Here is a 24,941-nt window from a genome sequence, read left to right on the forward strand (position 1 = left end):
CACTCGGGCATGCACCCTTGGAGGATGCCCTTATCAAAATTGGAGAGATCTCATGGCAGGACAGATTCCTGATCTGAACGCCACGGTCCGCGCGGGGACAGGCAAGGGGGCCGCCCGCCAAGCTCGTCGCGAGCAGTTGGTACCGGGCGTTGTATATGGTGGTGGCGAAGACCCCATCGCAATCAACATCAAATTCAACGAATTGCTGAAGCGCCTGAAAGCTGGCCGCTTCCTTTCGACGCTGTTCAACCTGAAGGTTGAAGGCCAGGAAGACGTGCGCGTGATCTGCCGCGGCGTACAGCGCGATGTTGTCAAAGACCTGCCAACCCATGTGGACCTGATGCGCCTGCGCCGCACCTCGCGCATCAACCTCTATATCCCGGTTGAGTTCATCAACGAGGAAGAGTCCCCCGGCATCAAGCGCGGCGGTGTTCTGGCTGTTGTGCGCCCCGAGGTTGAGCTGAAAGTGACCGCCGGCGATATCCCTGAAAAGCTGGTTGCCGATCTGACCGGCCTGAATGTTGGCGATACGATCAACATCTCGGACATCGCGCTGCCCGAGGGCACGCGCCCGATGATCACCGACCGTGACTTCGTGGTTGCCAACATCGCAGCTCCGTCGGGTCTGCGCTCGGAAGACAACGAGGGTGACGACGACGCCGAAGCACCCGCCGAAGAGGCCGCTGCCGAGGAATAAGCCCTCGACGACCCCTATCAAATACCAAAGCGCGGCTCTTGGGCCGCGCTTTTTTTTGTTGCCCGCCTTCCGTGCCATCCCTAGGAATACTGCAAACGGAGGCACGCGATGCAGATCTTTGCAGGTTTGGGCAATCCCGGCGCGAAATACGCGAAAAACCGGCACAATATCGGGTTCATGGCCGTTGAATCCATTGCCGAGGCCCACGGGTTCGGCCCTTGGCGCGCCAAGTTTCAGGCGCTTGTGGCCGAGGGGCGTTTGGGCGGCGGCAAAGTGCTGTTGATGAAGCCCGACACCTTCATGAACAAATCCGGCCAGGCCATCGGCGAAGCGATGCGATTTTACAAGCTGACCGCCGCGGATGTCACTGTTTTCCATGACGAGCTGGACCTTGCCCCCGGCAAATGCCGGGTCAAAACCGGCGGCGGGCTGGCTGGCCATAACGGGTTGCGGTCCACCGACGCCCATATCGGCAATGACTTTCACCGCGTGCGGCTGGGCATCGGGCATCCGGGCCACAAAGATCGCGTATCCCCTTGGGTTCTGGGCGATTTTGTCCGGGTGGAGCAGGAAGGCTGGCTCGAAGATCTGCTGCGTGGCATCGCCGATGGCGCCCCGGCGCTGGCTGATGGGGACAAGGGCAAATTCATGAACGCAGTGTCGCTGCGCACTGCCCCGCCCCGCAGTTCCAATAACGCGGCCGAAAAACCCGCCAAGGCCGCAAAACCCGCGCCCGAACCGGAACCCGAAGTACCGCAAAAGTCGCCTTTGGAGCGCCTGATGGACAAGTTTCGATGACATTGCGCGACGCGTTTCTGCGCCAGGCGACGGTTTGTCCGCAGCTTGGCTCGCCTTTCATGGGACAGCTTTGCGGCCTGCTGGCCGATATGCTGGACAGCCCCGGCCCGGTTTTTGAACGGATGCGCGCGTGGCCGGGCGATGTCTCGGCGGCGGGGCATTCGGTGCCCTTGCGCCTGTGCGGGGCGCTGCATGGCTTGGTGATCGACGGAACCGCGCCCGAATTGGCCGCCGTCTATCCACCAAATCAGACCGACGACGACGCCCTTCGGCGCGCGGTTTTGGCGGCAATTTCAACCCATGAGACGCGTATTCAGGCGTGGCTAGACAATGCCCCACAGACCAACGAGGTGCGCCGCAGCACCGGAATAATCGCTGTAGGTCAATGGCTTAGCAATCGATGCGGCCTGCCGTTCAACTTGCTGGAACTGGGCGCAAGCGCAGGATTGAACCTGCAATGGGACCGGATGGCGCTGGACCTGCCCGATGTCCGGTTTGGCCCAGACGACGCGACGCTACGCCTGTCACCAGACTGGACCGGCCCCCTGCCCCCGCAGGCCCCGGTGCACGTGACCCGCCGGCGCGGTGTTGACCTCTCACCGCTGAGCATCGCCGATGAGGGCGACGTTCTGCGCCTGCGCGCCTATCTGTGGCCCGATCAGCCGGATCGGCGTGCCCGGACAGATGCCGCGATTAAGCTGGCGCATAAACACAAGCCAGAGGTCGCCGCGGGGGACGCCGCACCGTGGTTAGAGCGGGTGCTGCAAGACCTGCCTGAAGGCGAGATTACCTTTATTTATCATACGATTGCATGGCAGTATTTTCCTCAGGAAACGAAGGAACGATGCGCCGCCGCAATCGTCGCCGCCGGGGCGCGGGCCACAGAAAATGCCCCCCTCGCGTGGCTGGGCATTGAGGCAGACGACCAAAAGCCCGGCGCGGGAATGTGCTTGCGCCTTTGGCCGGACGATGTGACGCTGAATATCGGACGGATGGATTTCCACGGTCGCTGGCTGATCTGGACCCCACCGAGCTGAGAGAACGGAGCCTTTTATGGAAAAAGACCCTTCTATCAACGCATTAGGAACCGAATTGCAGCCGTGCTCGATGGACCCGGTGACCGGGTTTTTCCGCGATGGGGCGTGCAATACCTGCGCGGCGGATACCGGCAGCCACACGGTCTGTGCGGTGATGACGGCCGAGTTTCTGGCCTATTCCAAATATGTAGGCAATGACCTGAGCACCCCGCGCCCCGAATACCATTTCGCCGGCCTGAAACCGGGCGACCAATGGTGCCTGTGCGCAGCGCGTTTTCTGCAAGCCCATGACGAGGGTTGCGCCCCTAAGGTCAGCCTGCGAGCCACCCACCAGCGGGCGTTGGAGGTGGTGCCGTTGGACGTTTTGCAATCCCACGCGGTGTGACCGGTGCCATGGAAAGTTTAACGGGGTTCTTAAACTTTCACTGCCGCCCGAAGGCCATAGTTTAAAGATTTTCACCCGGCCGGATGGCTGGCCTTGAACCGCGCGATCCAGTCGCGGCTCTGTTGATCAGCCAGCTTGCCGACGCCAATCTGAACCGCGTTCGCGGCATCGGGATTCTGACCGATATGTTCCAGAACCCGGCGCAGTTCACCGATGGGATCGGCGGACAGCGCGTCATAGGTCAGGCGCAGGGGTTCGATCCCCTGTTCCGCGAACCAGTTGTTCCAGCCGGCATGGTCATCGGCGAACTGCGCCGCGTTCTTGGCGATGAACGCGGCGTCATAGCGGGGCTGTTCCGGGGGGGCGGTGCGTTCGATCTCGGACCCGTCGGGGGCCCGGTGCCACAGACCCGATTGCGTGGCTTTCAGATAAGACACCGCCTGTGCCACCTTGTCGTCGCGGTTCAGGTAGATGAAGGCCGTGGGGCCAAAGGCGCATTGCAGGAGGTCGAGATCGCACGCCCCAGCCGCCGTTTCGCGTGCCAGGGTTTCAAGGAACACCACCCGGCTGTGGCTTTGCAGGCGAAGGCCGAACACGCCGGCATCCCCGCGGCCCTGCCCGATCGCGGCCCGCAGGATATCGGCAAAGGGCGCGGTTTCAGGCAGGCCGACACCGCGCGCCCATGACGCCATTTCGGGCCGGTGGAAATAGGATTCAGGGTGACCGGCCACACCGCTGCGGGCCAAAAGATCGCACAGCAAAGTGCTGCCGCTGCGGGGCGAGGTGCACAGAATATAGGACGCGAATTTAGTCATGCCGGGCCTTTAACACCGCAATGTAACACCCCGCCCGGCACGGGGCCGGACGGGGCTTTGTCAGCGCATTTTGACAAGGTCGTTCATCAACCCCTCGGTCCCGCTGAGGACGGTCAGGTTGTCGACCTTGTCGGCGACGGCTTCCAGAGCTTCCAGCTCTTTCAGGCGCATCATCACCGGATGCTCGGCCATGACCTTGGCCGTGTTCAGAAGCGAACGCGTGGCGTTCGTCTCTTCCCGACGACGGATCACGTTGGCCTCGGCCTCTTTCTGCGCGGTCACAACCTGGTTCAGGATCTCGCGCATCTCGCCCGGCAGGATCACGTCTTTCAACGCGATCTCGCCCAGCTCGATGCCGATCCCGGCCATTTCGACCCGCACGGCCTCGGCGGCCTCGGCATCGACGCTGACCTTGTCAGCCAGCAAAGCGTCCAGCGTCAGCGCGCCAAGCGTCTTGCGGAAGGCCAGTTGCAGCGCCCGGTGCAGCGTTTCGGCGAAGTCTTTCACCAACTGCACCGCCTTGACCGGGTCAACCACACGGTAATCGGCGGTGATGTTCACCCGCAGCGTCACGCGGTCACGGGTCAGCATTTCCTGCCCGTTCACCTCGTGCATCTGCCAGCGCAGATCGACCTGTTTCACCAGGTGCTTGCGCCCCAGCATCCAGAACCAATAGGTGCCCGGCTGCAAAACGCGGTCAAACACGCCATCCACGGTCAACAGACCCACCTTGCCCTCGGCCACCTCGGTCGCGACCATCTGCTTGGTCAGGCCCGAGCGCATCAGACGCTGCGCCAGTTCGGCCGGCACCTCGTGGCGCTCGCCCAGCGGCACCATTTCCACCGACCAGTCGGCGGCGTCCTTCCAGAACAACATCTGCTTGTCCTGGCTGACCACCGCATGGGCGCGCCCCGAACGGGCCACCACGGCCACCTCGTCCGGGCCGGTGACAACCTCGAAGAAATGGCGTTCAACCAGGTCCGGGCGGGTGTTCCGCAGCGGCTGTTCAAGATGCGAGTCAAAGCGCAGATCGCTCAGCGCGAAGGAGTGCATGTCGAGGTTCCGCGCCTTCAGACGGTGCTCGCCCGGGCCCAGAATATCGACGAAACGGCCTTTTTGCAGAACAAGCACACGCTTGGTCTCGGCCACGATCACACGCTGGTAGCCCAGCATTTTTTCAAACAAATACGTCATTGGTTACATCTCCTTCTTCTTCGTCTCGCTAACCGCGCAAACGCATTCTCCTTTTGGTTTCAGTTGGTTGCACCCGGAACGGGTGACAGGTGTGACATCCACGCGGGATTGCGCGGACGAAAATGAAGGGCGCCGGGGCCGCCTTTGCCGTGGCCAGAGGCGGGGCCGAAGGGGGCGACAACGCGGGGACCGGGCGGCGCGGCGTGGGATGGATCGAAACCCACCCGGCCGGGTTGCCCTTGCCCGGTTGCCGCGCCCAGCTGCCCGGCCAAAGGCCAGAGCGTGGCGGGCCCGCATCGCAGGTCGCCCGAAGGCCACCCTTGACGCACGGACCACCCCGCAAGGCAGCCCCGGAACCGATATGGTGCGTTCTTTCGAGACGCGTTCAATAAGCCGGGAGTCGAACCCGGAACCTCTAGATTCGTAGTCTAGCGCTCTATCCAATTGAGCTACTTCATTCGGAGGGATTCGAACCCTCAACCCACAGAACCTGAATCTGTTGCTCTATCCATTGAGCTTCGAATAACCGTCCATTCACGACATTCCTGGCATACGGAACCGGCAGCGCCGTCCGCACCGGGGGAGTGATCACCTCCGACCCGCTAGGATATGCCCGTCAGGACAGGGCGCCCTTTTAGGCGGCGAAACTGGATTCGCGGTAAAGTAATTTTTGCGGCAAATGCACCCGTTGCGCGGGCGCAACATTATTTCAACGTTGCGCAACTTTTGCAAAGCCGAATGGCAAATCACGGCCGAAGGAACGCCGATCCGGTCTGCCAGGCATGTCGAAAATTGCCGAATTCAGAATTCAGATCCTCAGACCTTCATCCATCAATTCGTCGATGAACAGACTGAGCAACTGAGGTCGTCCAGTAACGCCAGCCTTGCGGTATATCGCGGCGGTCTGGGCTTTCACTGTGCCTTCGGACGTGTTGCGGGTTTTGGCAATCTCGTGCGTGCTGAGTCCTTTAATGGCGAACAGAGCGACATCGCGTTCGGCAGGGGTCAGTGCCCAGTCCTGAAAATGTTCTTCCAAAACGTCGGCGAAGGCCCCCGAAGCAGCCCGCAGAGCGGTGCGCGCCTGTCGGGCCTCGCGCAGAGAACCGCGCAACAGGACAAAGGCCAACACTCCGCCAAGGATCAGCCCACCGGCGGCTGCGATTTCCATCAATTCGCGCAACTGCCAGTTCAACGGCCGGGCCCGAAGGCCAATCAAGCTGGACAGCAGGTCGGACAGAAAGAATAGGGTGCAGATCGCCTGAATTACCAATATCACAACAAAGACAATGACTTGTCGGTTCATTCGCGGCCACCGCAACAACAATCAATCGTCATCGTCGTCTCCGTTTTCGCGCCCGTCATCGTCCAGCTGCCAAACGTCACGCAGAACTTCGCCGGTACGCGCGTTCACGACGATCACACGTTCATGACCGTTGCGTTCAGCCTCGATCAGGAAACGGCCCAACCACGTGCGTGAAACCTCGATGTCAGCGTATCCGTCAGCCAGCAATTGGGCGACGATCCGGTCGACATAGGGCGTCTGCGCCCCAGCAACCACCGGTGCGCACAACGCTGAAACGAGGACCAACATAGCGATGTGGCGGGTCATGGAACCTCCGTCAGATACCCTGCCCCACTAAAGCGGAACAGGGAAGGTCGTACAAGATCAACGTGTTAGATGATCATTCATCGTCGTCGTCTTCATCCTCGTCGTCATCTTCGTCCTCGTCATCTTCGTCCTCGTCATCATCATCATCTTCTTCATTTTCGTCGTCGTCGTCCGCGTCGTCGTCATCTTCGTCGTCGAGGGGTTCCAATTCCTCGGATAGAAGATTACCTGCGGCATCGTATGTCCGTTCGATCTCGTCGGTGGCGCTAACCGCTTCAATTTCATAACCATTTTTGGTCTGGATCACTTCGATCTGCGAGTAACCGGCACTGGTCAGATCCGCGACAATTGCATCGGCAACCGGGTCGGTTGACTGAGACAGAACGCTGGTGCCCAGCAAGGCGGCCGAAACCGAGATTGCGCTAAGTTTAAACAGTTTCATGATGGGGTCCTTTCCCGTTTTCGGCTGCGCCTTTTGCGCTGCCTGTGGGAAAAGCCTGGCGAACCGGCCGCCGAAAAAAAATATGCCACAGGGTTAGGGGCAGCGTCATAAACCGGCGAATGAGGGCCATAAACTTTGGTTTATGGTAAAATTACAAAAAACCCCGCCCGGTGAAGGCGAGGTTTTCAACTTTGGGCCCACGAAACCGGCGAAGTTTGAACTATTCGACCGAGCGACCCTCGGGGCCGGACATGTCAAAGCCCAGGTGGCGGGCGACGGTGAAGATGTCTTTGTCGCCGCGTCCGCACATGTTCATGATGATGATGTGGTCGGCGGGCAGTTCGGGGGCAATCTTCATCACATGGGCCAGCGCGTGGCTGGGCTCCAGCGCGGGGATGATGCCTTCGGTCTGGCAGGAAAGCTGAAACGCCTCCAGCGCTTCGACATCGGTGATCGAGACATATTGCGCGCGCCCGATCTCGTGCAGCCAGGCGTGTTCGGGGCCGATGCCGGGATAGTCCAGACCCGCCGAGATCGAGAAGCCTTCGAGGATCTGACCATCATCGTCCTGCAACAGGTAGGTGCGGTTGCCGTGCAGCACGCCGGGGCGCCCGCCGGTCAGGCTGGCGCAATGTTCCATCTTCTGGTTTACGCCTTTGCCGCCGGCCTCGACCCCGATGATCTGCACATCCTTGTCGTCGAGGAACGGAAAGAACAGGCCCATGGCGTTGGAGCCACCGCCGATGGCGGCTATGATCGTGTCGGGCAAGCGCCCCTCGGCCTTCATGATCTGCGCCTTGGCTTCCTTGCCGATGATCGCCTGAAAGTCGCGGACCATGGCGGGGTATGGGTGCGGGCCGGCCACGGTGCCGATGCAGTAAAACGTGTCGCGCACATTGGTCACCCAATCACGCAGCGCGTCGTTCATCGCGTCCTTCAGCGTGCCGCGGCCCGAGGTTACCGGGATCACCTCGGCCCCCAGCAGGCGCATGCGGAACACGTTCGGGGCCTGCCGTTCAACGTCATGCGCGCCCATATAGACCACGCATTTCAGGCCAAACTTGGCGCAGACGGTGGCGGTGGCCACCCCGTGCTGCCCGGCGCCGGTTTCGGCGATGATGCGGGTTTTGCCCATGCGGCGGGCCAGCAGGATCTGACCTAGCACGTTGTTGATCTTGTGCGCGCCGGTGTGGTTCAGCTCGTCCCGTTTGAGATAGATCTTGGCGCCGCCCAGATGCTTGGTCAGGCCCTCGGCAAAGTAAAGCGGGCTGGGGCGGCCGACATAGTGTTCCCACAGGTCATCCATCTGGGCCCAAAACGAGGGGTCATCCTTGGCGCGGTCGTATTCTTCCTCAAGCGACAGGATCAGCGGCATCAGGGTTTCGCTGACGAACCGGCCGCCGAAATCGCCGAACCGGCCGTTTTCGTCGGGGCCGGTCATGAAGCTGTTGAAAAGATCGTTCGGCATGGCGCGTTCCCTCAAGATGTTAGGAATGTCCTAGTGAAGCACGGGGCCGAGCGCAAGCGGCTCAGCGCAGGGCGGGCGGGCCTTTGACGGCGTCCATAAAGGTGCGGATCAGGCCCGCGTCTTTCACGCCCGGCGCAGTTTCAACGCCCGAGGACAGGTCGATCTGTTTGGCACCGGTCAGGTTGATGGCGCGGCTGACATTATCGGCCGTCAGACCGCCCGACAGCATCCACGGTTTCGTCCAGTATTTGCGGCCTGCCAGCAATTGCCAGTCAAAGGGCAGCCCATTGCCGCCGGGGCGGTCGGAATCGGGGGCGGGTTTGGCGTCGATCAGCAATTGATCGGCCACGGGGGCATATTCGTCGATCTGGGCCAGGTCGGCGGCCTCGGCCACGCCGATGGCCTTCATCACCGGCAGGCCATAGCGCGCCTTCACCTCGGCCACGCGGGCCGGTGTCTCGGCCCCGTGCAGCTGCAGCATGTCCAGCGGCACGGCCCCGGTGATCGCGTCCAGCGCGTCATTGTCGGCATTCACGGTCAGCGCCACCTTGGCCACGCCCAGCGGCACATGCCCGGCCAGAGGCACCGCCTGTGCGATGGACACGTTGCGGGGCGATTTGGGAAAGAAGACAAAGCCCACATAGGCCGCGCCAGCCTGCGCGGCGGCGTCGATATGGGCGGTGTCTTTCAGACCGCAGATTTTCACACGGGTTTGCTGTGACATGCAGCCGGTTTACCCGGCCTTGCCGCCATCCTCAAGCAGGGCCAGCACGTCGTCGGCCTGTTTGGGGCTGCCTTTCAGGCGATCCACTTCGCGTTTCAGGCTGGCCGCGTCGCGCTGTGCGCGGTTGCGCTGACCGCGGATGCGCATTTCGCGCAGGCCTTCCCAGCCAAAGCCAACCAGCAGGCCAACCACCACCGCGGCCAGCACCACCAGGAACAGCGGCAGTTGCAGCGACAGGTTGAACCCCGCAAAGGTGGCCATTTCAGCCGGCAGCAGGTTCAGCGTGACCGGACCACGATTGGCCAGGGCCACGACGACAAGTACCAGGGCCAACAGACCCCAGATCAGATACCTAAGATAACGAAACATGAGTTATTCCGGTTCGATTCCATTGAGACGGTCGCGTAGCAGCTTACCCGTCTTAAAGAACGGAACGTGTTTTTCTTCAACCTCTACCGCGTCACCGGTGCGCGGATTTCGGCCAGTGCGGGCATCGCGTTTCTTGACAGAGAAGGCGCCAAAACCGCGCAGTTCCACGCGGTCGCCATCGGCCATGGCACCGATAATCTCTTCAAAAATCGTGTTCACGATGCGCTCAACATCCCGCTGATAAAGATGCGGATTGTCATCAGCAATCTTCTGGATCAGTTCCGACCGGATCATCGAGCATCATCCCCCTGTTATCGGCGCCTATTCTGGCCCCTTTGTTGGCAACGTATTTTACCCGTCGACTATAGGCGTGTTTTTCCTGCGTGAGAAACAGAAACCATTGAAAAATGGGGGAAACATGGCGTTGCCGCCATTAATTTCACCGTTAAAGGCGACTGCTGCGGCGCGGCATGGCGCAAATTTGGGTCCGCCCCGGACCTAGTTCGGGGAAACAAGGTACTCGATTCGGGTCAAAAAGATTTGGGCCCCACCATTTCTGGCGGGGCCCAAAATGAACTTTGTTCACACCCGAGGGCGTGTTCGGGATTATTCGTCGCCCTTCAGAGCGGCGCCCAGGATGTCGCCCAGCGATGCACCCGAGTCCGAGCTGCCATACTGTTCGACGGCCTCTTTCTCTTCCGCAATCTCGCGTGCCTTGATCGACAGACCCAGACGACGCGACTTGGCGTCGACATTGGTGACGCGCACGTCGACCTTGTCGCCCACGCCGAAACGCTCGGGGCGCTGCTCGGCACGGTCGCGGCTGAGGTCGGAACGGCGGATGAAGGACTTGGCGCCTTCGTATTCCACCTCGATGCCGCCATCTTCGATCGCGGTCACTTCGACCGTGATGATCGAGCCACGCTTGACGCCATCAACGGCCTCGGCGAACTGATCCGAACCCAGGGCTTTGACCGACAGCGAGATGCGCTCTTTGTCGACATCCACCTCGGTGACAACGGCTTTGACCACGTCGCCCTTGCGGTAGTTCTGCATGGCTTCCTCGCCACGCTGGTCCCAGCTGAGATCCGACAGGTGAACCATGCCGTCGATGTCGTTGTCCAGACCGATGAACAGACCAAACTCGGTGATGTTCTTGACCTCGCCCTCGACCTCGGTGCCGACCGGGTGGGTTTCGGCGAACACATCCCACGGGTTGCGCATGGTCTGTTTCAGGCCCAGCGAAACGCGACGCTTGGCGCCGTCGATTTCCAGAACCATGACCTCGACTTCCTGGCTGGTCGACACGATCTTGCCCGGGTGAACGTTCTTCTTTGTCCACGACATTTCCGAAACGTGCACCAGACCTTCGACGCCGGCTTCCAGCTCAACAAAGGCACCGTAATCGGTGATGTTGGTGACGCGGCCGGTATGCACCGATTCCAGCGGGTATTTCGCGGCAACGGTATCCCACGGATCGTCCTGCAGCTGTTTCATGCCCAGGCTGATACGGTGGGTTTCCTTGTTGATCTTGATGACCTGAACCTTGACGGTCTCGCCGATCGACAGGATTTCCGACGGGTGGTTCACACGGCGCCAGGCCATGTCGGTGACGTGCAGCAGGCCGTCGACACCGCCCAGATCCACGAAGGCACCGTATTCGGTGATGTTCTTGACGACACCATCCACGGCCTGACCTTCGGCCAGGTTGCCGATAACTTCGGCACGCTGTTCGGCGCGGCTTTCTTCCAGGATGGCGCGGCGCGAGACAACGATGTTGCCGCGGCGGCGGTCCATTTTCAGGATCTGGAAGGGCTGCTTCAGACCCATCAGCGGGCCGGCATCGCGTACGGGGCGCACGTCAACCTGAGAGCCGGGCAAGAAGGCCACGGCACCGCCCAGATCGACGGTAAAGCCACCTTTGACGCGGCCAAAAATGGCACCTTCGACGCGCGCGTCGTCGGCATAGGCTTTTTCCAGGCGGTCCCAGGCTTCTTCGCGGCGGGCCTTGTCGCGGCTGATGACAGCCTCGCCACGGGCGTTTTCCACGCGGTCGAGGAACACCTCAACTTCGTCGCCAACTTCGATCTCGGGGGCTTCGCCGGGATTTGCGAATTCTTTCAGCTCGACACGGCCTTCCATCTTGTAGCCGACGTCGATGATGGCCTGACCAGCTTCGATAGCGATCACACGGCCTTTGACAACAGAGCCCTCGTCGGGCGTGTCAATTTCGAAGCTTTCTTGCAGGAGGGCTTCGAATTCCTCCATCGATGCGTTTTGAGCCATAAGGTCTCGGTTTCCTTTACACATGTTTCTGGCCGCGCGGTTGTCTCCGCCGGTCTTGGTTGGCGCCCATCAGCGGGCCGGTTGGTCTGGACGAACCACAAAACAAAGAGGGCCGGTGGACCCGACCCTGCTCGAATTCTCTGTGCTGTGGCGTTTTCGCCTTGTTGACGGGCGTTTCTATAGAGGCGTTTGAGCATGGAGGCAAGGGGGGCGCTGTCAAAAGGAATGGCCTGGCGGCCATACGCCATTGGTCTCGGCGCCTTGCGACGCCTCGGGTTGCCGCAAGTGGCCAGGTTCTGGTTTGTCGCCGCTGGTGCCGCAGGCGGCAACCCGAGCATGGAGCCCTTGGCGACAGGCGAGATAAAGAAATGCGCCTTCAGGCGCGCAATTTGGCAATATGCGCAACGGCAGCAGCAGTGGCGTCTTTGGCCGAGATTTCGGACGTATCAAGCACCAGCGCATCCGCCGCCGCCGTCAGGGGCGCCGTGGCGCGCGCGCTGTCGCGGGCGTCGCGTTCACGTAGATCGGCCAGAACCTTGGCGCGGCTGGTTTCGGCGCCTTTTGCAGCCAGTTCGAGAAACCGGCGTTCGGCCCGCACTTGATCAGAGGCCGTTACAAACAGTTTCACGTCTGCATCGGGGCAGATCACCGTGCCGATGTCGCGCCCATCCAGCACCGCGCCCCCTGCCCTGCGGGCAAAGGCGCGTTGAAAGTCGACCAGTGCCGCGCGCACTTCGGGGATCACGGCCACCTTGCTGGCGGCCTGAGCGATCTCGGCGGTGCGCAGATCACCATTCAGATCCTCGGGGCGCAGCGCCTTTGCGGCCTTTATGGCGTCCACGCCGGTCAGCATCCGCGCGCCAACCGCCCGGTACAGCAACCCCGTATCCAGATGCGCAAAGCCGAAATGGTCAGCCACCGCGCGTGCGATCGTGCCTTTGCCCGCTGCGGCGGGGCCATCAATCGCGACGGTGAAGCTCATACGTTCCTGCGCACCAGCTGCGCGCCAAGCTCACGCATCAATGGCTCGAAGATCGGAAACGAGGTCACAATCGGCCCCGCGTCGTCGACGGAAACCGGTTTCTGCGACCCCATACCCGCACACATGAACGACATGGCGATCCGGTGGTCCAAACGTGCTTCGGCAGTGCCGCCGCCGGGCAGGCCGCCGGGGCCCATGCCGTGCACGATGAAGGTGTCTTCATCCTCTTCGATGGTGGCGCCGCAGGCCTCCAGCCCGCGCGCCATGGCGTCGATGCGGTCGCTTTCTTTCACGCGCAGCTCTTTCACGCCTTTCATCACCGTCTTGCCCTCGGCATAGCAGGCGACTACCGACAGGATCGGGTATTCGTCGATCATCGAGGGCGCGCGTTCTGGCGGTACTTCGATGCCTTTCATGTCGGGCGAAAAACGGGCGCGCAGGTCGGCCACCGGCTCGCCGCCCTCAACCCGTTCGTTTTCATAGGTCAGGTCGGCGCCCATTTCGCGCAGAGTGGTGAAGAGGCCGGCGCGCGTCGGGTTCAGCCCGATATTGGGCACCAAAACGTCCGAGCCTTCGACGATCAGCGCGGCGCAGACCGGGAAGGCGGCCGAGGACGGGTCGCGCGGCACCACGATGGATTGCGGCGACAGCTCGGGCTGACCTTTCAGGGTGATGACGCGGCCCTCGTCGGTGAGATCGGTCGAAATCTCGGCGCCGAAACCGGCCAGCATGCGTTCGGAATGGTCGCGGGTGGCCTCTTTCTCGATCACCACGGTTTCGCCGGGGGCGTTCAGACCGGCCAGCAGTACCGCCGATTTCACCTGGGCCGAGGGCACGGGGCTGGCATAGCGCACGGGCACCGGATCGGCGGCCCCCACGATGGTCAGCGGCAGGCGGCCGCCCTGACGGCCATAAGATTGCGCGCCGAACAGCGCCAGCGGATCGGTGATGCGGCCCATCGGGCGCGAGCGCAGCGAGGCATCGCCGGTGAAGGTGGCGGTAATGGGCGATGTGGCCATGCACCCCATGATCAACCGCACCCCGGTGCCCGAATTGCCGCAATCGATCACGTCCTCAGGCTCGGCAAAGCCGCCGACGCCAACGCCCGAGACCGTCCATTCCCCTGCCCCGTGCTGTGTGACCTCGGCCCCGAAGGCGCGCATGGCCTTGGCGGTGTCCAGCACGTCCTGGCCTTCCAGCAGGCCGGTAATATGCGTCTCGCCCACGGTCATGGCCCCGAAAATCAGTGACCGGTGGCTGATCGACTTATCACCGGGAACATGGGCCACGCCTTTCAGGGGGGCAGCCTTGCGCGAGGTCATCGGGATCGGATCGCCATGTGCGGACATGCGGCGGGGCTCCTTGGTTGTTTGCGCTCGCAGGCTTAACGGCTTCGCGCGCGGGATTCCACCGCGATTTTACGTACCCGGCGCGAACGGGCGCTCACAGCCGGTTAACAGCGCCGCAGGGGCCCGGCTGATCCATTGGCAACAGGTGTTTCAGAAGGAAACACCGAGTGCGCCAGACCGCCCCAGAGGGCTGGCGATTTTGCATCCCGCACCGCGCGACAAACCCCTTGCAGGTATGAGGCACCATAAAGCGCTTCGAAACCAGGGTTTGATCGCCACCCCGCGGTCTTTCGCGTCAAGCACCAAGAACTGGGTTAGTCAAACCTACGCCTCCTCGCCCAGCCAGACGCGCGGGTTCTTTTCGGCGATCTGACAAAAGCAATCTTCGCCCAGATGTTCGCGCAGACGGATCGAAACAGCCTTTTCCGACAGGTGTTCCTGACGGGTCATGTAGAAATCGGACCCGAACAACACACGTTCCTTCAACTTCGGATCTTCAAGGAACAGCGCCAGCAACGGCATGTATTCGTTGAACTTGAAGATCGTGTAAGAGATGTCGGTATAGAGGTTCGGATAATCCCCCGACCGGATCAGGTCGGCGATGGCGGCCACCCAGTTTTCGCGGCGCGCCGCCGGGTTCAGGGGATCGAACCCCTTGTTCATGTAATCGGCCCACTCCGCATCGCCGCCGAAATGCGCCAGGCATACCCGCAGGTCGGGAAATGCCTTGAGCACGGGCAGGAACGCGTGCGGATCGGTCACCGCGTCACCACGCGCGCCGTTCCAGCCTTTGCCATAGACCCCGCCGCGCGAGCAATGGCTCACCACCGGGATATTGTGTTCGACACACAGGGGATAGATCTCGTTCATCAGCACCGGGTGATCGGGGGCAAATCCCAGCTTGGGATAAAGCTTCAACCCCTTGAAACCGTGGTTTTCAACGCAGCGGCGAAACTCGGACGCGGCATTGGCGCGGGGTGGAAAGACCGAGGCGAAGGGAATCACACGATCTTTGAACTGGTCCTTGCGACAGATTTCGGCCAGTTCGTCGTGTTGTTCGTCAATGTCTTCTTCGACCGGGCCAAACCCGATCTCGGCCATGTCCATCGGCAACACCACGAATTTGGTGTCACCGGGGTAGTGGCACAGAACCTCGCGCAGGATGTCCTCTTGGCAGCGGCGGCGCGACGTGTCGTGAAAATTCTCCATCCGCAACATCCAGTCGTGCAGATTCTCCCATGGCAGGATCGATGTGACCCAGCGCAGGAGTTTCACCAGACCGGGCATCTTGCGAAACGCGGCGACGGCCTGAAACGGAAAGTAGAGCGGCACATGGGCCGTGGTGAATGTGTGGATGTGGCAATTGATGATCTTCATGAAAACGTACCTGAAACGCGGAAAAAACCGGGGGTGAATAGGCCCAGCTTACCACGCCCGGATGACGTTTCGTCATCACTTAGGTGCGAACAAAGGTCAGGTAGTGCGGGGTGCGGCCTTCGCGCAGCGCTTTTTGTTCATACCGGGTTGAATACCAGTCGGGCCAGGCGACGCGCCAGTCATCGGGATGCTCGGCCAGCCATTCAAACCCGTGCCGCGGCACCTGTTCCAGCGTTTGGCGCACGTAATCGGGGATGTCGGTGGCCACGCGAAAGATCGACCCCGGTTTCAGCTTGGCGGCCAGCGGTTCCAGATGCTCGGGCGTGACGAAGCGGCGGCGGTGGTGGCGCTTTTTCGGCCAGGGATCAGGGTAAAGCAGGAAGGCGCGCGACAAAGAGCGGTCGGGCAGCACGTCGAACATGTCGCGCGCGTCACCGGGATGAATGCGGACATTGTCGCATTGCTGCTGGCGCAGCTTGCCCAGCAGCATCGCCACCCCGTTGATGAAAGGCTCGCAACCGATGATGCCGACATCGGGGTTCTCAGCGGCCTGATGCACCAGATGCTCGCCCCCACCAAACCCAACCTCAAGCCAGATATCGCGGTCACCGAACAGCGCCTGCAGATCCAGAGGGGTGCGGTCGGGGTTTTCGTCCCATGTCACCGGACCCGGCGCGAATTCGGCAAGGTCGTTTTCCAGATACTCTTTCTGGCTGTCGCGCAGGGTTTTGCCACGAAACCGGCCGTAGAAGTTGCGCCATGGCGCGCCAGAGGGGTGCTTGTCGGTGCTCATGCGCGCGGATGTAGCGCCGCACGGCCGTGCACACAATCCCCCAACTGGCCCCCAACCGCCCCCCAACTGACCCGCGCAGGGCATCACGCCATCGAGCTTAGCCCGAACATGTTGCCTTCGGTATCCATGCATAGCGACACGAACCCATGCGCCCCGATCGAGAATTTCGGGCGCACAACCTGCCCGCCAGCATCCTGCACGCGGTCCTGTTGCACCGCACAATCGGTGCAGTTGAAATAAACGATGGTACCGCCGACACCCGGACCTGCATGGGCGGATTTGCTCAGCGCGCCGCCTGCACCGTATTGGGTCATGTCAGCCGGAAAGCTCATGATCTGCGTCTCGCCGGTGGGGTCTTCGATCGGATCCATATGGCAGCCCAGAACCGCTTGGTAAAACGCAACCGCGCGGTCAAGGTCTGTAACGAAGATATCGAACCAGCCAATGGCATTCATTTTGGACATGTTGGTCTCCTGATTGGGTTGCCTTCGGGGGCGGGATATCAGGGGACGCCAAGCCGGTATTGTAGATTTCAGACATTGAACTTGCGCGCGTATTGACCGGGGGTATAGCCGGTGGCACGGCGAAAGGCGTGGATGAAGTGGGACTGGTCCGCATAAGACAGCGACGGCGTGCCGCGCAGCGATTGTTGCAGACGCAGGACCTTCAGAAAGTCATGCGGGGTGAACCCGGCGGTGGATTTCAACACACGTTGCAACTGTCGGGTGGACAGGCCCGCCACCGCGGCCATGTCGGCCACCGAGTGAATGTCGACGATCCGGGCAAAGATTGCCTGAGTCACCGGGTTGGGTTTCAGCAGCCCCTGCCCCACTAGGTTGCGGGCGAAATCCCAAAGTGCCGGAAGCGCGGTGTCGAAGCTGTGCCCGGCGATGGACCGGTTCAATGCAAGCAGCGGCAAATCACCGTCATAGGGGGCCTCCACCTGCCCGTAAGACAGCCGCGGACCCTGCCACACGCCGGGCAGCAGGCGCATGTTGACGAAATGAAAATCGCGGCCAAGGTTCAGTTCCTCGGACGAGGCACGCAGGCGGGTCACCCCGGCAATCGCCGGGTCACGCTGGTTCAGCACCACATAGGCGCAGGCATCGGGCAGCGCGTGAAACCGGTAATCGGTGGCCAGCGGTGCGCGGGTCTGCACACGCAGCGCCCGGTGCACAACTGCCTGCAGGTCAGCGGGCGGCGCGGCTTCGGCAAAATCCACGTCGTTGACAACCTTGTCGCGGCCATGCCCTGTGGGCTCGTACATGGTTATTCGGTCAGCAACCCGGCCTCGAGCAACTCGGACCGGCGCGGGTACCAGACATTGTCGCCCTGATTGCGGATGGTTTCGACGGCAAAGACCGGATCAACCCCGCGTTCGAGGTAATATTGCAGTTCCAGATAGGTTTCCTGCTGCGTGTCCTCGTACATCCATTCGGCAAATTCATAAGGCGAGGCCCAACCGAAGGCTTCGGTCTTGGAGGTATAGAACTGTTCGATGGACTCTGCCGACCACGAATTCTGATGAAACCCGATCCGCGCGCCGCGGGCCAGCGTGCGTTTGAGGCCGCCAAGGAAGATGTAGACGCATGAACTGGAACAGATCCCGGATACATGGGTGTTCACTTCGAAATCCAGCAGCACCTCGCCCATCTCGAACCCGGCGAAATAGCTGCCGCCGCCGCTGTTCAGATCGACATTCCTGATGGCAGGATTGTCGCGCAGAAGCGCCCGCATGGTATCAGCATCTGCACTGACGATCTCGGACTCGTTGCCTTCGCTTTCGGTATCAAAGAACAGCGTATCGCCCTTGACCTGAAACTTGGAGGTCTCCTGCGCGAAGCCCGACAGCGGCGCAAAAGCCAATGCGCCCATAAACGCGGCGCGGAACATGTGGTAAATCATTGAAATCCCCAACTCACTCCCCTTGAATGCACGTTACGCGCGCAAAGGCCGGGCAATCAAGCCTGCGGGGCGCACAAGGGTGGGAGGAGCCGGAATGGCCGGGCAGAGCTGGATCGTGCGGGCAACCGAAAGCATCGCGTTTATTAGGGAAATCGGGACAATGGTGGCCATTTGCGGCACCATCGCCTTCTTCGTCGCCCCACCGGTCGAGCGGATTCTGGTGGAAACATTCGGCGTGAAAGCATGGTATTTTGCAACCGAAATGCAAATTTCCGAAGAAAACGGCGCCATCGTGAAATCCACGCGGGCCAATAATTTCTACAATTTTCTGTGGTCAGAACGGAACGACTTTGCCGGCATCCAGGTGGCCGATAACGACGCGGCGGTGGCGTTTGTTCTGAAACAGCTTAACCTGTTACCTGGCGATCTGGTATACGCCACGGCCTCGAACGGGGACGAGCCGACGCCGGGACGCGCAGACATCCATGTCACATCAAAAATGCGCGCCCTGGCAGGCGCGCATGAGTGTTTTCGGGTGAAGAAGGTGAAATACCGCAAAGGGCGCGGTGATTTCCCCCACAATGTCTATCTGAAACTGGTGCGCACACCCTGCCTGTAGGCCCGTCTTGCCCCTAGGCCCGTCGATTACACTGCAGATTTCAGCGCATCGACCAGATCGGTTTTCTCCCAGCCAAAGCCGCCATCAGCCTCGGCCGCGCGACCAAAATGGCCATATGCCGCGGTGCGCTGATAGATCGGGCGGTTCATGCCCAGATGCTCGCGGATGCCGCGCGGGGTCAGGTCCATAACCTTGGCCAGCGCCTGTTCGATCTCGGCCTCGCCCACCTGGCCGGTGCCATAGGTGTCGGCATAGATCGACAGCGGCTTGGCGACACCAATGGCATAGCTCAGCTGAATGCAGCACCGTTCAGCCATACCAGCGGCCACAACGTTCTTGGCCAGATAGCGCGCGGCATACGCGGCCGAGCGGTCCACCTTGGTGGGGTCTTTGCCCGAGAAGGCGCCGCCGCCATGGGGTGCGGCACCGCCATAGGTATCCACGATGATCTTGCGCCCGGTCAGGCCCGCATCACCATCCGGCCCACCGATCACGAACACGCCGGTCGGGTTCACGTGCCATTCGGTTTCCGGCGAAATCCAACCCTCGGGCAGAACTTCGCGGATATAGGGCTCGACAATCGCGCGGATCGCGGCGCTGTCGGTGCTTTCGGATTTATGCTGGGTTGACAGCACGATCGACGTGACGCCCACCGGCTTGCCGTTTTCGTATTTCACCGACAATTGCGATTTTGCGTCGGGCTCCAGCTCGGGCTCGGTGCCGTCTTTGCGCACCTCGGCCAGACGGCGCAGGATCGCGTGGGCATAGTGAATAGGGGCGGGCATCAGATGCTCGGTCTCGTTCACGGCATAGCCGAACATGATGCCCTGATCGCCCGCGCCTTCGTCTTTGGCGTCACCGGCATCCACGCCTTGCGCGATATGGGCGGATTGTTCGTGCAGGTAGTTGTCCACGGACATGTTCTGCCAGTGGAACCCGTCCTGTTCATAGCCGATGTCGCGCACACAATCGCGGGCGATGTCTTCGACACGGTCCATCACCGATTGCGGTCCGCGCACCTCGCCGCCGATCACGACGCGGTTGGTGGTGGCAAAGGTTTCACACGCCACTCGGGCCTGCGGCTCCTCGGCAAGGAACGCGTCCAGTACGGCATCCGAGATGCGGTCGCAGACCTTGTCGGGGTGGCCCTCGGAAACGGATTCCGAAGTGAAGAGATAGTTCTGACGTGTCATGAAAATGCTCCGATAGATTTTTCCCACCCCGTCAGGAAGCCGTTGGGGCAGGTGCTAGATGGCTGTTACGCGGGTTACAGGGCCGGGTCAATGAGGTAGGCGACGGCGAAAGGCGATGATCAACCCAAGCAGCAACAAAAACGCACCACCCGCCGGCGCGTCACCGATCCGGGCATAGGGCGTTTCGGGCAAGGCGGCGGGCAAAGGCGCGTCGAGGAAACCGGCGGTATTCAGCGCCAGCGCGTGGGTCACCTGACCCCGCGCATCGATCACCGCTGACACCCCGGTATTGGCGACACGCACAACGGGCAATCCCATCTCGACCGCGCGCAGGCGGGCCTGATCGAGATGTTGGTACGGCCCCGAAAACCGCCCGAACCATGCATCGTTGGTGATCTGCAGTACCCAGTCGGGCCGGGTGGGCGCGGCGCGCAGATCCTGCGGGAAAATCGCCTCGTAACAAATCAGTGGCAACATCGTGCCCAGCGCGCCGCCCAGGTTCAGCACGGCCGCACCTGGCCCGGGCGTGTAGCCGGATGTGTCTTCCGCCGCCAGCCCAAAGATACCCAGCCGCGCAAAGGTGGCCGCAAAAGGCATATACTCGCCAAAGGGCACAAGGTGGTGCTTGTCATATTGGTGGCTGACGCGGCCCAGCGGGTCGATGGCGATCAGGCTGTTATAGATCCGGTTTTCCTGCCAGCGACGGATACCGGCGATGATCGGTGTGCCGTCAGCGGCCTGGGCCATCGCCGCAAGCGCCTGATCGGCGTTTTCAAGGAAATACGGCACCGAGGTTTCGGGCCAGATCACCACGTCGGGTGCACCGGGGGCAGCGGTTTGGGCCATCATCCGGCGCCAGAATACTGGCACCATATCAGGGCGCCATTTCAAATGCTGCGCGGCATTGGGTTGCACGAGGCGCAGGGTTGGGGCGTCGGGCGCCGCGGGTGGTGCCGGTTGCAGGGTGCCGAAAACCCACACGGCTGCGACCACCGCAACGCCCCCCGCCAAACCACGCGCGCCCCACAGCAACGGCAAAGCCACCACCAGCAAGCTGAGCGCCGACAACCCGTGCGCGCCGGTAAAAGCCGCCAGTTGCACCACTGGTGTGTCAATCCAATGATGGCCGATCAAGGCCCACGGAAAACCCGTAAAGACGTATCCCCGCGACAGCTCCATCAGGGCCAGGGCCGGCAGGAACAGCGCGATCCGCGACCGCCACCCCGTGCCCAGCCATCCGGCCAGTGTCCCCGCCACGGCCCAGAACAACGCCAGGCCGAATGACATCAGCAAAAGTGCAAACGGGGCCATCCAGCCGTGTTTGGCGATATCCACCAGGAAAGGTTCGACAATCCAGGCCAGCGCCAGCGCGAAATAACCGGCCCCCGCGACCCAGGCGCGACGTGCTGTTGCGCGGCTGTTTTCGCCCTGCCCGACCAGCCAAAGCACAGCAGCAAGCCCCAGCAAAGCCAAGGGCCACAGCCCCAAGGGCGCCAGCCCCGTGGCCGCCACCGCCCCTGACAGAAAACATGCGGGAAGGATCAAGCGGCGGGGCACCCCGCGCGCCCAAAGCCCGTCAGCCCTTGGCGACATCCGGCACCCAAACACGCAGGCGCTTGATCCGGCGGGGATCGGCATCCATCACTTCGAACTCGGCGCCCGAGGGGTGGCCAACAACCTCGCCGCGGGTTGGCACACGCCCGGTCAGCATGAAGACAAGTCCGCCCAGCGTGTCGGCCTCTTCCTCGTCCTCTGCCTCAAGAAGCTTGACGCCAATCTCGGCCTCGAACTCATCCAGTGGCGCGCGGGCCTGCACCATGTAGCAGCCCGGTTTCTCCTGCACCCAAAGGGCAACCTCGTCGGCGTCATGCTCGTCTTCGATCTCGCCCACAACCTGTTCGATCAGATCCTCGATCGTCAGCAGACCGTCCACACCGCCATATTCATCGATCACCAGCGCCATGTGCCGCCGTTCCGACTGCATTTTCTGCATCAGGACACCGATGGGCATCGAAGGCGGCGCAAACAGCAACGGGCGCATCAGCGCGCGCAGGTTGAAATCGCCATTGCCGCCGTTGAACCCGAATTTCAGTGCAAGGTCCTTGAGGTGCACCAGGCCCAGCGGGGTGTCCAGCGTGCCATCGTAAACCGGCAGGCGGGTCATGCCGCTGTCGCGGAAGGTGGCGATCAGCTCGTCCTTCGAGATGTCATCGGGCACGGCAACGATCTCGACCTTGGGAATCGCCACATCGTCCACGCGCAGTCGGGTCAGTTGCCCCAATCCGGTGGTCTGTGCGGCGCCATTCACGGCGGTTCCATTTGTGGGAATGTCAACGCCGGTGTCTTCGGGCGCATTACGCGCGCCGAAAAGCCGGCTGATTAATCCGGGTTTACTTTGTATGTCCGGGTCCGGCGCGCTCCGCGCCGCATTAGACGACCCGTCGGTCTCTACGTCCATCTTTCCTTACCAAAAACCCAGCGGCCCACGGCCCCTGCGCTATTCATATGGGTCCGGAAGGCCCAAAGATGCAAGTATTTCCACCTCAAAACCTTCCATTAGCGCGGCATCACCGGGGCGAATGTGGTCAAAACCCAACAGATGCAAGGTTGCATGCACCAGAAGATGGGCCACATGCGCATCAAATGTCTTCCCCTGTTCCACCGCCTCGCGCGTGCAGGTTTCATGGGCAATGGCAATGTCGCCAAGCTCCGGATCGGGCCCATCTGGCGGCGCGGGCATTGCCCCATCGGCGGCGGCGCCACGTTCGGCAGACGGCCAGCTGAGCACATTGGTCGGGCGCGGTTTGTCCCGGAAATCGCCGTTCAACACGGCAATCCGCGCGTCGTCACAGGCCAGCAAGCTGATCTCCCACGCGTTGGGGTCCAGCTTGAGATGCGCCAGGGTCGCCGCGCAGAACCGGTCGGCCAGCGCCTGCAGCTGGGCTGCGCCCCAATGGTTGCTGTCAATGGAAATGTCGATATCCATGACCAATTCCCTAGCGCACCATAAAGCTCGTGGGAATGGCTCTTGTGCGACTCGCGCTGGCTTCTTAGCTGTTGAACAGACCATCACGAGTAAACCTATGCACACATTCGGAAAACGCCTTTTGGATCGTCTGGACCGCATTCAGCTGCCCAGCCTGACCAAGGAGGTGCCGGTTGCGGTTTATGTCATCCACAACTCGCGCGACCCCGAGGATTACTTTTTCCTTTTCGATTTTGAAGAGTTCGTATCCGCGTCGAATGCTGGATTTTTTGCGCGACCAAAGCTTCACCTGTTCGCAGGGCGCGACGACTTCAGCCGTTTGAAATTTGCGCGCCAATTTCGCGAGGTTTTCGCGACTGAATTTGACAACATGCGTAACGCGTTGGCCCAACAGAAGAAATCGGGCAGCGGCTGGCTGAGTTTTGGCTGGGACTTGGGTGCGGCGACTTTGTTGTCGCTGCGTGGGGTTATCCCGACCCTTGTTCTTGGCTCGGCCCTTGCTGTTGGTGGCAGCCTTTGGATGTTGTTCGGCCGCGGCAAAAGCAGTGCGAAGCGTGCTGTCACCGCACAGTCGGTTGGTGAAGAAATCGAAAAGACCAAGTCTCAAGTCGAAGACGCCCTGACCCGGATTGAGGTGACAGTGCATCCCGAACTGCACGACTTTGCCTGGCGCGACGGGCCGCGTGGCCCCATCGGTGGCATGGACCGCAATGCCTGGCCGTTGCCCGATTACGTGCGCGCCCACTTGAGCGACGGCAAAAGCGGGTCGTGGTGGTAGTCACTTCGTCTGCGAGACGGCCTTGGCGTCGGCGGCGTCGTAGGCCTCGATGATCTTGGCGACCAGCGGGTGGCGGACGACGTCTTTGGAGGTGAAATAGTTGAAGGCGATGTTCTTGATGCCCGACAGCAGGTTTTCGGCATCGCGCAGGCCCGATTGCACCCCGCGCGGCAAGTCTACCTGCGACCGGTCGCCGGTGATCACCATGCGGCTGCCCTCGCCCAGGCGGGTCAGGAACATTTTCATCTGCATCGTCGTGGCGTTCTGCGCCTCGTCCAGCACCACAAACGCGTTCGACAGCGTGCGCCCGCGCATGAAGGCCAGCGGCGCGATCTCGATCTTTTTCTCTTCGATCAGCTTGGCCACCTGCTTGGCCGGCAGAAAGTCGTTCAGCGCGTCGTAAAGCGGCTGCATGTAAGGATCGACCTTGTCCTTCATGTCGCCGGGCAGATAGCCCAGCTTTTCGCCCGCTTCGACAGCAGGGCGCGACAGGATGATACGATCCACGTGGCCGCCAATGAACATGTTCACGCCCACCGCCACGGCCAGATAGGTTTTACCGGTGCCCGCCGGGCCGATGCCAAAGGCCAGTTCGTTGTCAAACAGCGCCTTCACATAGGCCTTTTGCGCCTGCGTGCGGGGTTCGACCAGCTTCTTGCGTGTCTTGATCTCGACCGCGTCGCCTTTGAACATCTCGATCTGATCACCGTCGCGCACGCCGGTGTCAGCGCCCGTGTCACCAAAGCGCAGCGCGGCATCCACGTCACCGCTTTCCAGCGCTTTGCCCGATTCGAGCCGGGCATAAAGTTGCTCAAGAACCTGCACCGCCTGTTCACGCATCTCACCCTCGCCGACAATCGCCAATTGGTTGCCGCGACGCAGGATATGCACGCTCAGTTTCTGTTCGATACGTGCAAGGTTTTTGTCAAATTCCCCACACAGATCAATGAGAAGGCGGTTGTCGGGAAACTCAACCAGCACTTCGTGGTTGTCGCTCGGCTGAGACGGGGGGGTGGGTGCAGAAAAGCCCAAATATAGCCTCTTGAGATTAAACCTGTACAGATATGGTGGCTGGGCCGTGCCAATAACGCAAGAGGCAGTCGCGATCTTTCACAGATTTGAATCAAAAAACCGC

28 protein-coding genes, 1 tRNA gene and 1 riboswitch are annotated in these 24,941 nt (G+C 61.4%); of the genes, 6 read left to right on the forward strand and 23 right to left on the reverse strand.

What is annotated here, in order from left to right; genetic code table 11:
- Positions 1–52: 52 nt before the first annotated feature.
- The 4 genes from ACMU_RS07325 to ACMU_RS07340 all read left to right on the forward strand — a co-directional run bounded on the left by ACMU_RS07325 (position 53) and on the right by ACMU_RS07340 (position 2,917).
- Complete coding sequence (locus tag ACMU_RS07325; RefSeq protein WP_035257976.1) at positions 53–697, forward strand: 50S ribosomal protein L25/general stress protein Ctc; 645 nt, start codon at positions 53–55, stop codon at positions 695–697.
- 108 nt (positions 698–805) lie between these two features.
- Entirely contained in the window at positions 806–1,495 is a 690-nt protein-coding gene (pth, locus tag ACMU_RS07330) for an aminoacyl-tRNA hydrolase (RefSeq protein WP_035257978.1), read from the forward strand.
- Positions 1,492–2,532: a DUF2332 domain-containing protein gene (locus ACMU_RS07335; RefSeq protein WP_035257980.1), complete on the forward strand. Its 1,041-nt coding sequence runs from the start codon at positions 1,492–1,494 to the stop codon at positions 2,530–2,532. Before pth ends, ACMU_RS07335 begins: the two co-directional genes overlap by 4 nt.
- A gap of 16 nt (positions 2,533–2,548) precedes the next feature.
- A complete protein-coding gene (locus tag ACMU_RS07340; RefSeq protein ID WP_035257982.1) occupies positions 2,549–2,917 on the forward strand; it encodes a DUF2237 family protein in 369 nt (122 codons plus the stop codon).
- A gap of 71 nt (positions 2,918–2,988) precedes the next feature.
- Here the strand turns inward: ACMU_RS07340 and ACMU_RS07345 are convergent, their stop codons facing one another.
- The 18 genes from ACMU_RS07345 to ACMU_RS07435 all read right to left on the reverse strand — a co-directional run bounded on the left by ACMU_RS07345 (position 2,989) and on the right by ACMU_RS07435 (position 18,230).
- Positions 2,989–3,732, reverse strand: a complete 744-nt coding sequence (locus ACMU_RS07345) for a Stf0 family sulfotransferase (protein WP_035257983.1) — start codon at positions 3,730–3,732, stop codon at positions 2,989–2,991.
- Between the two features lie 60 nt (positions 3,733–3,792).
- Entirely contained in the window at positions 3,793–4,926 is a 1,134-nt protein-coding gene (locus ACMU_RS07350) for a slipin family protein (protein ID WP_051588138.1), read from the reverse strand.
- Positions 4,927–5,311: 385 nt separating this feature from the next.
- Positions 5,312–5,386, reverse strand: a tRNA-Arg gene (locus ACMU_RS07355).
- A 348-nt stretch (positions 5,387–5,734) separates the two neighbouring features.
- Positions 5,735–6,229 carry a helix-turn-helix transcriptional regulator gene (locus ACMU_RS07365; RefSeq protein WP_035257987.1) on the reverse strand — a complete coding sequence of 165 codons (495 nt, stop codon included), beginning with the start codon at positions 6,227–6,229 and terminating at the stop codon, positions 5,735–5,737.
- Between the two features lie 21 nt (positions 6,230–6,250).
- Positions 6,251–6,535 (reverse strand): hypothetical protein, encoded by a 285-nt coding sequence (locus tag ACMU_RS07370; protein WP_035257989.1) that lies wholly within the window; start codon positions 6,533–6,535, stop codon positions 6,251–6,253.
- Between the two features lie 73 nt (positions 6,536–6,608).
- Positions 6,609–6,977: a hypothetical protein gene (locus tag ACMU_RS19625; RefSeq protein WP_051588140.1), complete on the reverse strand. Its 369-nt coding sequence runs from the start codon at positions 6,975–6,977 to the stop codon at positions 6,609–6,611.
- Between the two features lie 220 nt (positions 6,978–7,197).
- A complete protein-coding gene (gene trpB / locus ACMU_RS07380; protein WP_035257991.1) occupies positions 7,198–8,445 on the reverse strand; it encodes a tryptophan synthase subunit beta in 1,248 nt (415 codons plus the stop codon).
- A 61-nt stretch (positions 8,446–8,506) separates the two neighbouring features.
- On the reverse strand, positions 8,507–9,169 hold the full coding sequence (locus ACMU_RS07385; RefSeq protein ID WP_035257993.1) for a phosphoribosylanthranilate isomerase: 663 nt from the start codon (positions 9,167–9,169) through the stop codon (positions 8,507–8,509).
- Positions 9,170–9,178: 9 nt separating this feature from the next.
- The gene (locus tag ACMU_RS07390) at positions 9,179–9,538 is read right to left on the reverse strand and encodes a lipopolysaccharide assembly protein LapA domain-containing protein (RefSeq protein ID WP_035257995.1); all 360 of its coding nucleotides are present in this window, start codon (positions 9,536–9,538) and stop codon (positions 9,179–9,181) included.
- Between the two features lie 3 nt (positions 9,539–9,541).
- Positions 9,542–9,832 (reverse strand): integration host factor subunit beta, encoded by a 291-nt coding sequence (gene ihfB, locus ACMU_RS07395; RefSeq protein ID WP_035257997.1) that lies wholly within the window; start codon positions 9,830–9,832, stop codon positions 9,542–9,544.
- Between the two features lie 312 nt (positions 9,833–10,144).
- Positions 10,145–11,824 (reverse strand): 30S ribosomal protein S1, encoded by a 1,680-nt coding sequence (gene rpsA, locus ACMU_RS07400; RefSeq protein ID WP_035258000.1) that lies wholly within the window; start codon positions 11,822–11,824, stop codon positions 10,145–10,147.
- A gap of 376 nt (positions 11,825–12,200) precedes the next feature.
- Complete coding sequence (locus ACMU_RS07405) at positions 12,201–12,806, reverse strand: (d)CMP kinase (protein WP_035258002.1); 606 nt, start codon at positions 12,804–12,806, stop codon at positions 12,201–12,203.
- Positions 12,803–14,155, reverse strand: coding sequence for a 3-phosphoshikimate 1-carboxyvinyltransferase (aroA, locus tag ACMU_RS07410; RefSeq protein ID WP_035258004.1), 1,353 nt, complete (start codon positions 14,153–14,155; stop codon positions 12,803–12,805). The genes ACMU_RS07405 and aroA overlap by 4 nt, the downstream gene beginning before the upstream one ends.
- Positions 14,156–14,479: 324 nt before the next feature.
- Entirely contained in the window at positions 14,480–15,532 is a 1,053-nt protein-coding gene (locus tag ACMU_RS07415; RefSeq protein ID WP_035258007.1) for an amidohydrolase family protein, read from the reverse strand.
- A 79-nt stretch (positions 15,533–15,611) separates the two neighbouring features.
- Positions 15,612–16,325: a tRNA (guanine(46)-N(7))-methyltransferase TrmB gene (trmB, locus tag ACMU_RS07420; protein ID WP_035258009.1), complete on the reverse strand. Its 714-nt coding sequence runs from the start codon at positions 16,323–16,325 to the stop codon at positions 15,612–15,614.
- 83 nt (positions 16,326–16,408) lie between these two features.
- Positions 16,409–16,789 carry a VOC family protein gene (locus ACMU_RS07425; protein ID WP_035258012.1) on the reverse strand — a complete coding sequence of 127 codons (381 nt, stop codon included), beginning with the start codon at positions 16,787–16,789 and terminating at the stop codon, positions 16,409–16,411.
- Positions 16,790–16,857: 68 nt separating this feature from the next.
- Positions 16,858–17,592, reverse strand: coding sequence for a helix-turn-helix domain-containing protein (locus ACMU_RS07430; protein ID WP_035258014.1), 735 nt, complete (start codon positions 17,590–17,592; stop codon positions 16,858–16,860).
- Between the two features lie 2 nt (positions 17,593–17,594).
- Positions 17,595–18,230 carry a COG3904 family protein gene (locus tag ACMU_RS07435; RefSeq protein ID WP_081805438.1) on the reverse strand — a complete coding sequence of 212 codons (636 nt, stop codon included), beginning with the start codon at positions 18,228–18,230 and terminating at the stop codon, positions 17,595–17,597.
- A 94-nt stretch (positions 18,231–18,324) separates the two neighbouring features.
- Here ACMU_RS07435 and ACMU_RS07440 point away from each other — a divergent pair, with 94 nt between their 5' ends.
- Positions 18,325–18,849, forward strand: coding sequence for a hypothetical protein (locus ACMU_RS07440; RefSeq protein ID WP_035258016.1), 525 nt, complete (start codon positions 18,325–18,327; stop codon positions 18,847–18,849).
- A gap of 26 nt (positions 18,850–18,875) precedes the next feature.
- Here ACMU_RS07440 and metK read toward each other — a convergent pair whose 3' ends face one another.
- The 4 genes from metK to ybeY form a co-directional block, all read right to left on the reverse strand.
- A complete protein-coding gene (metK, locus tag ACMU_RS07445) occupies positions 18,876–20,042 on the reverse strand; it encodes a methionine adenosyltransferase (protein ID WP_035258019.1) in 1,167 nt (388 codons plus the stop codon).
- A 5-nt stretch (positions 20,043–20,047) separates the two neighbouring features.
- Positions 20,048–20,096: riboswitch (SAM-SAH riboswitch) on the reverse strand.
- A gap of 33 nt (positions 20,097–20,129) precedes the next feature.
- Positions 20,130–21,635, reverse strand: coding sequence for an apolipoprotein N-acyltransferase (gene lnt, locus ACMU_RS07450; protein WP_152544550.1), 1,506 nt, complete (start codon positions 21,633–21,635; stop codon positions 20,130–20,132).
- Entirely contained in the window at positions 21,619–22,500 is an 882-nt protein-coding gene (locus ACMU_RS07455) for a hemolysin family protein (RefSeq protein WP_035258021.1), read from the reverse strand. The genes lnt and ACMU_RS07455 overlap by 17 nt, the downstream gene beginning before the upstream one ends.
- A gap of 39 nt (positions 22,501–22,539) precedes the next feature.
- Positions 22,540–23,028: an rRNA maturation RNase YbeY gene (ybeY, locus tag ACMU_RS07460; protein ID WP_035258023.1), complete on the reverse strand. Its 489-nt coding sequence runs from the start codon at positions 23,026–23,028 to the stop codon at positions 22,540–22,542.
- 97 nt (positions 23,029–23,125) lie between these two features.
- Between ybeY and ACMU_RS07465 the strand changes: the two genes are divergently transcribed.
- Positions 23,126–23,806: a hypothetical protein gene (locus tag ACMU_RS07465; RefSeq protein WP_035258024.1), complete on the forward strand. Its 681-nt coding sequence runs from the start codon at positions 23,126–23,128 to the stop codon at positions 23,804–23,806.
- Here the strand turns inward: ACMU_RS07465 and ACMU_RS07470 are convergent, their stop codons facing one another.
- Positions 23,807–24,838 (reverse strand): PhoH family protein, encoded by a 1,032-nt coding sequence (locus ACMU_RS07470; RefSeq protein ID WP_035258026.1) that lies wholly within the window; start codon positions 24,836–24,838, stop codon positions 23,807–23,809.
- Positions 24,839–24,941 lie beyond the last annotated feature (103 nt).

Origin of the sequence: Actibacterium mucosum KCTC 23349 (assembly GCF_000647975.1) — a bacterium.
GTDB classification, from domain to species: Bacteria; Pseudomonadota; Alphaproteobacteria; order Rhodobacterales; family Rhodobacteraceae; genus Actibacterium; species Actibacterium mucosum.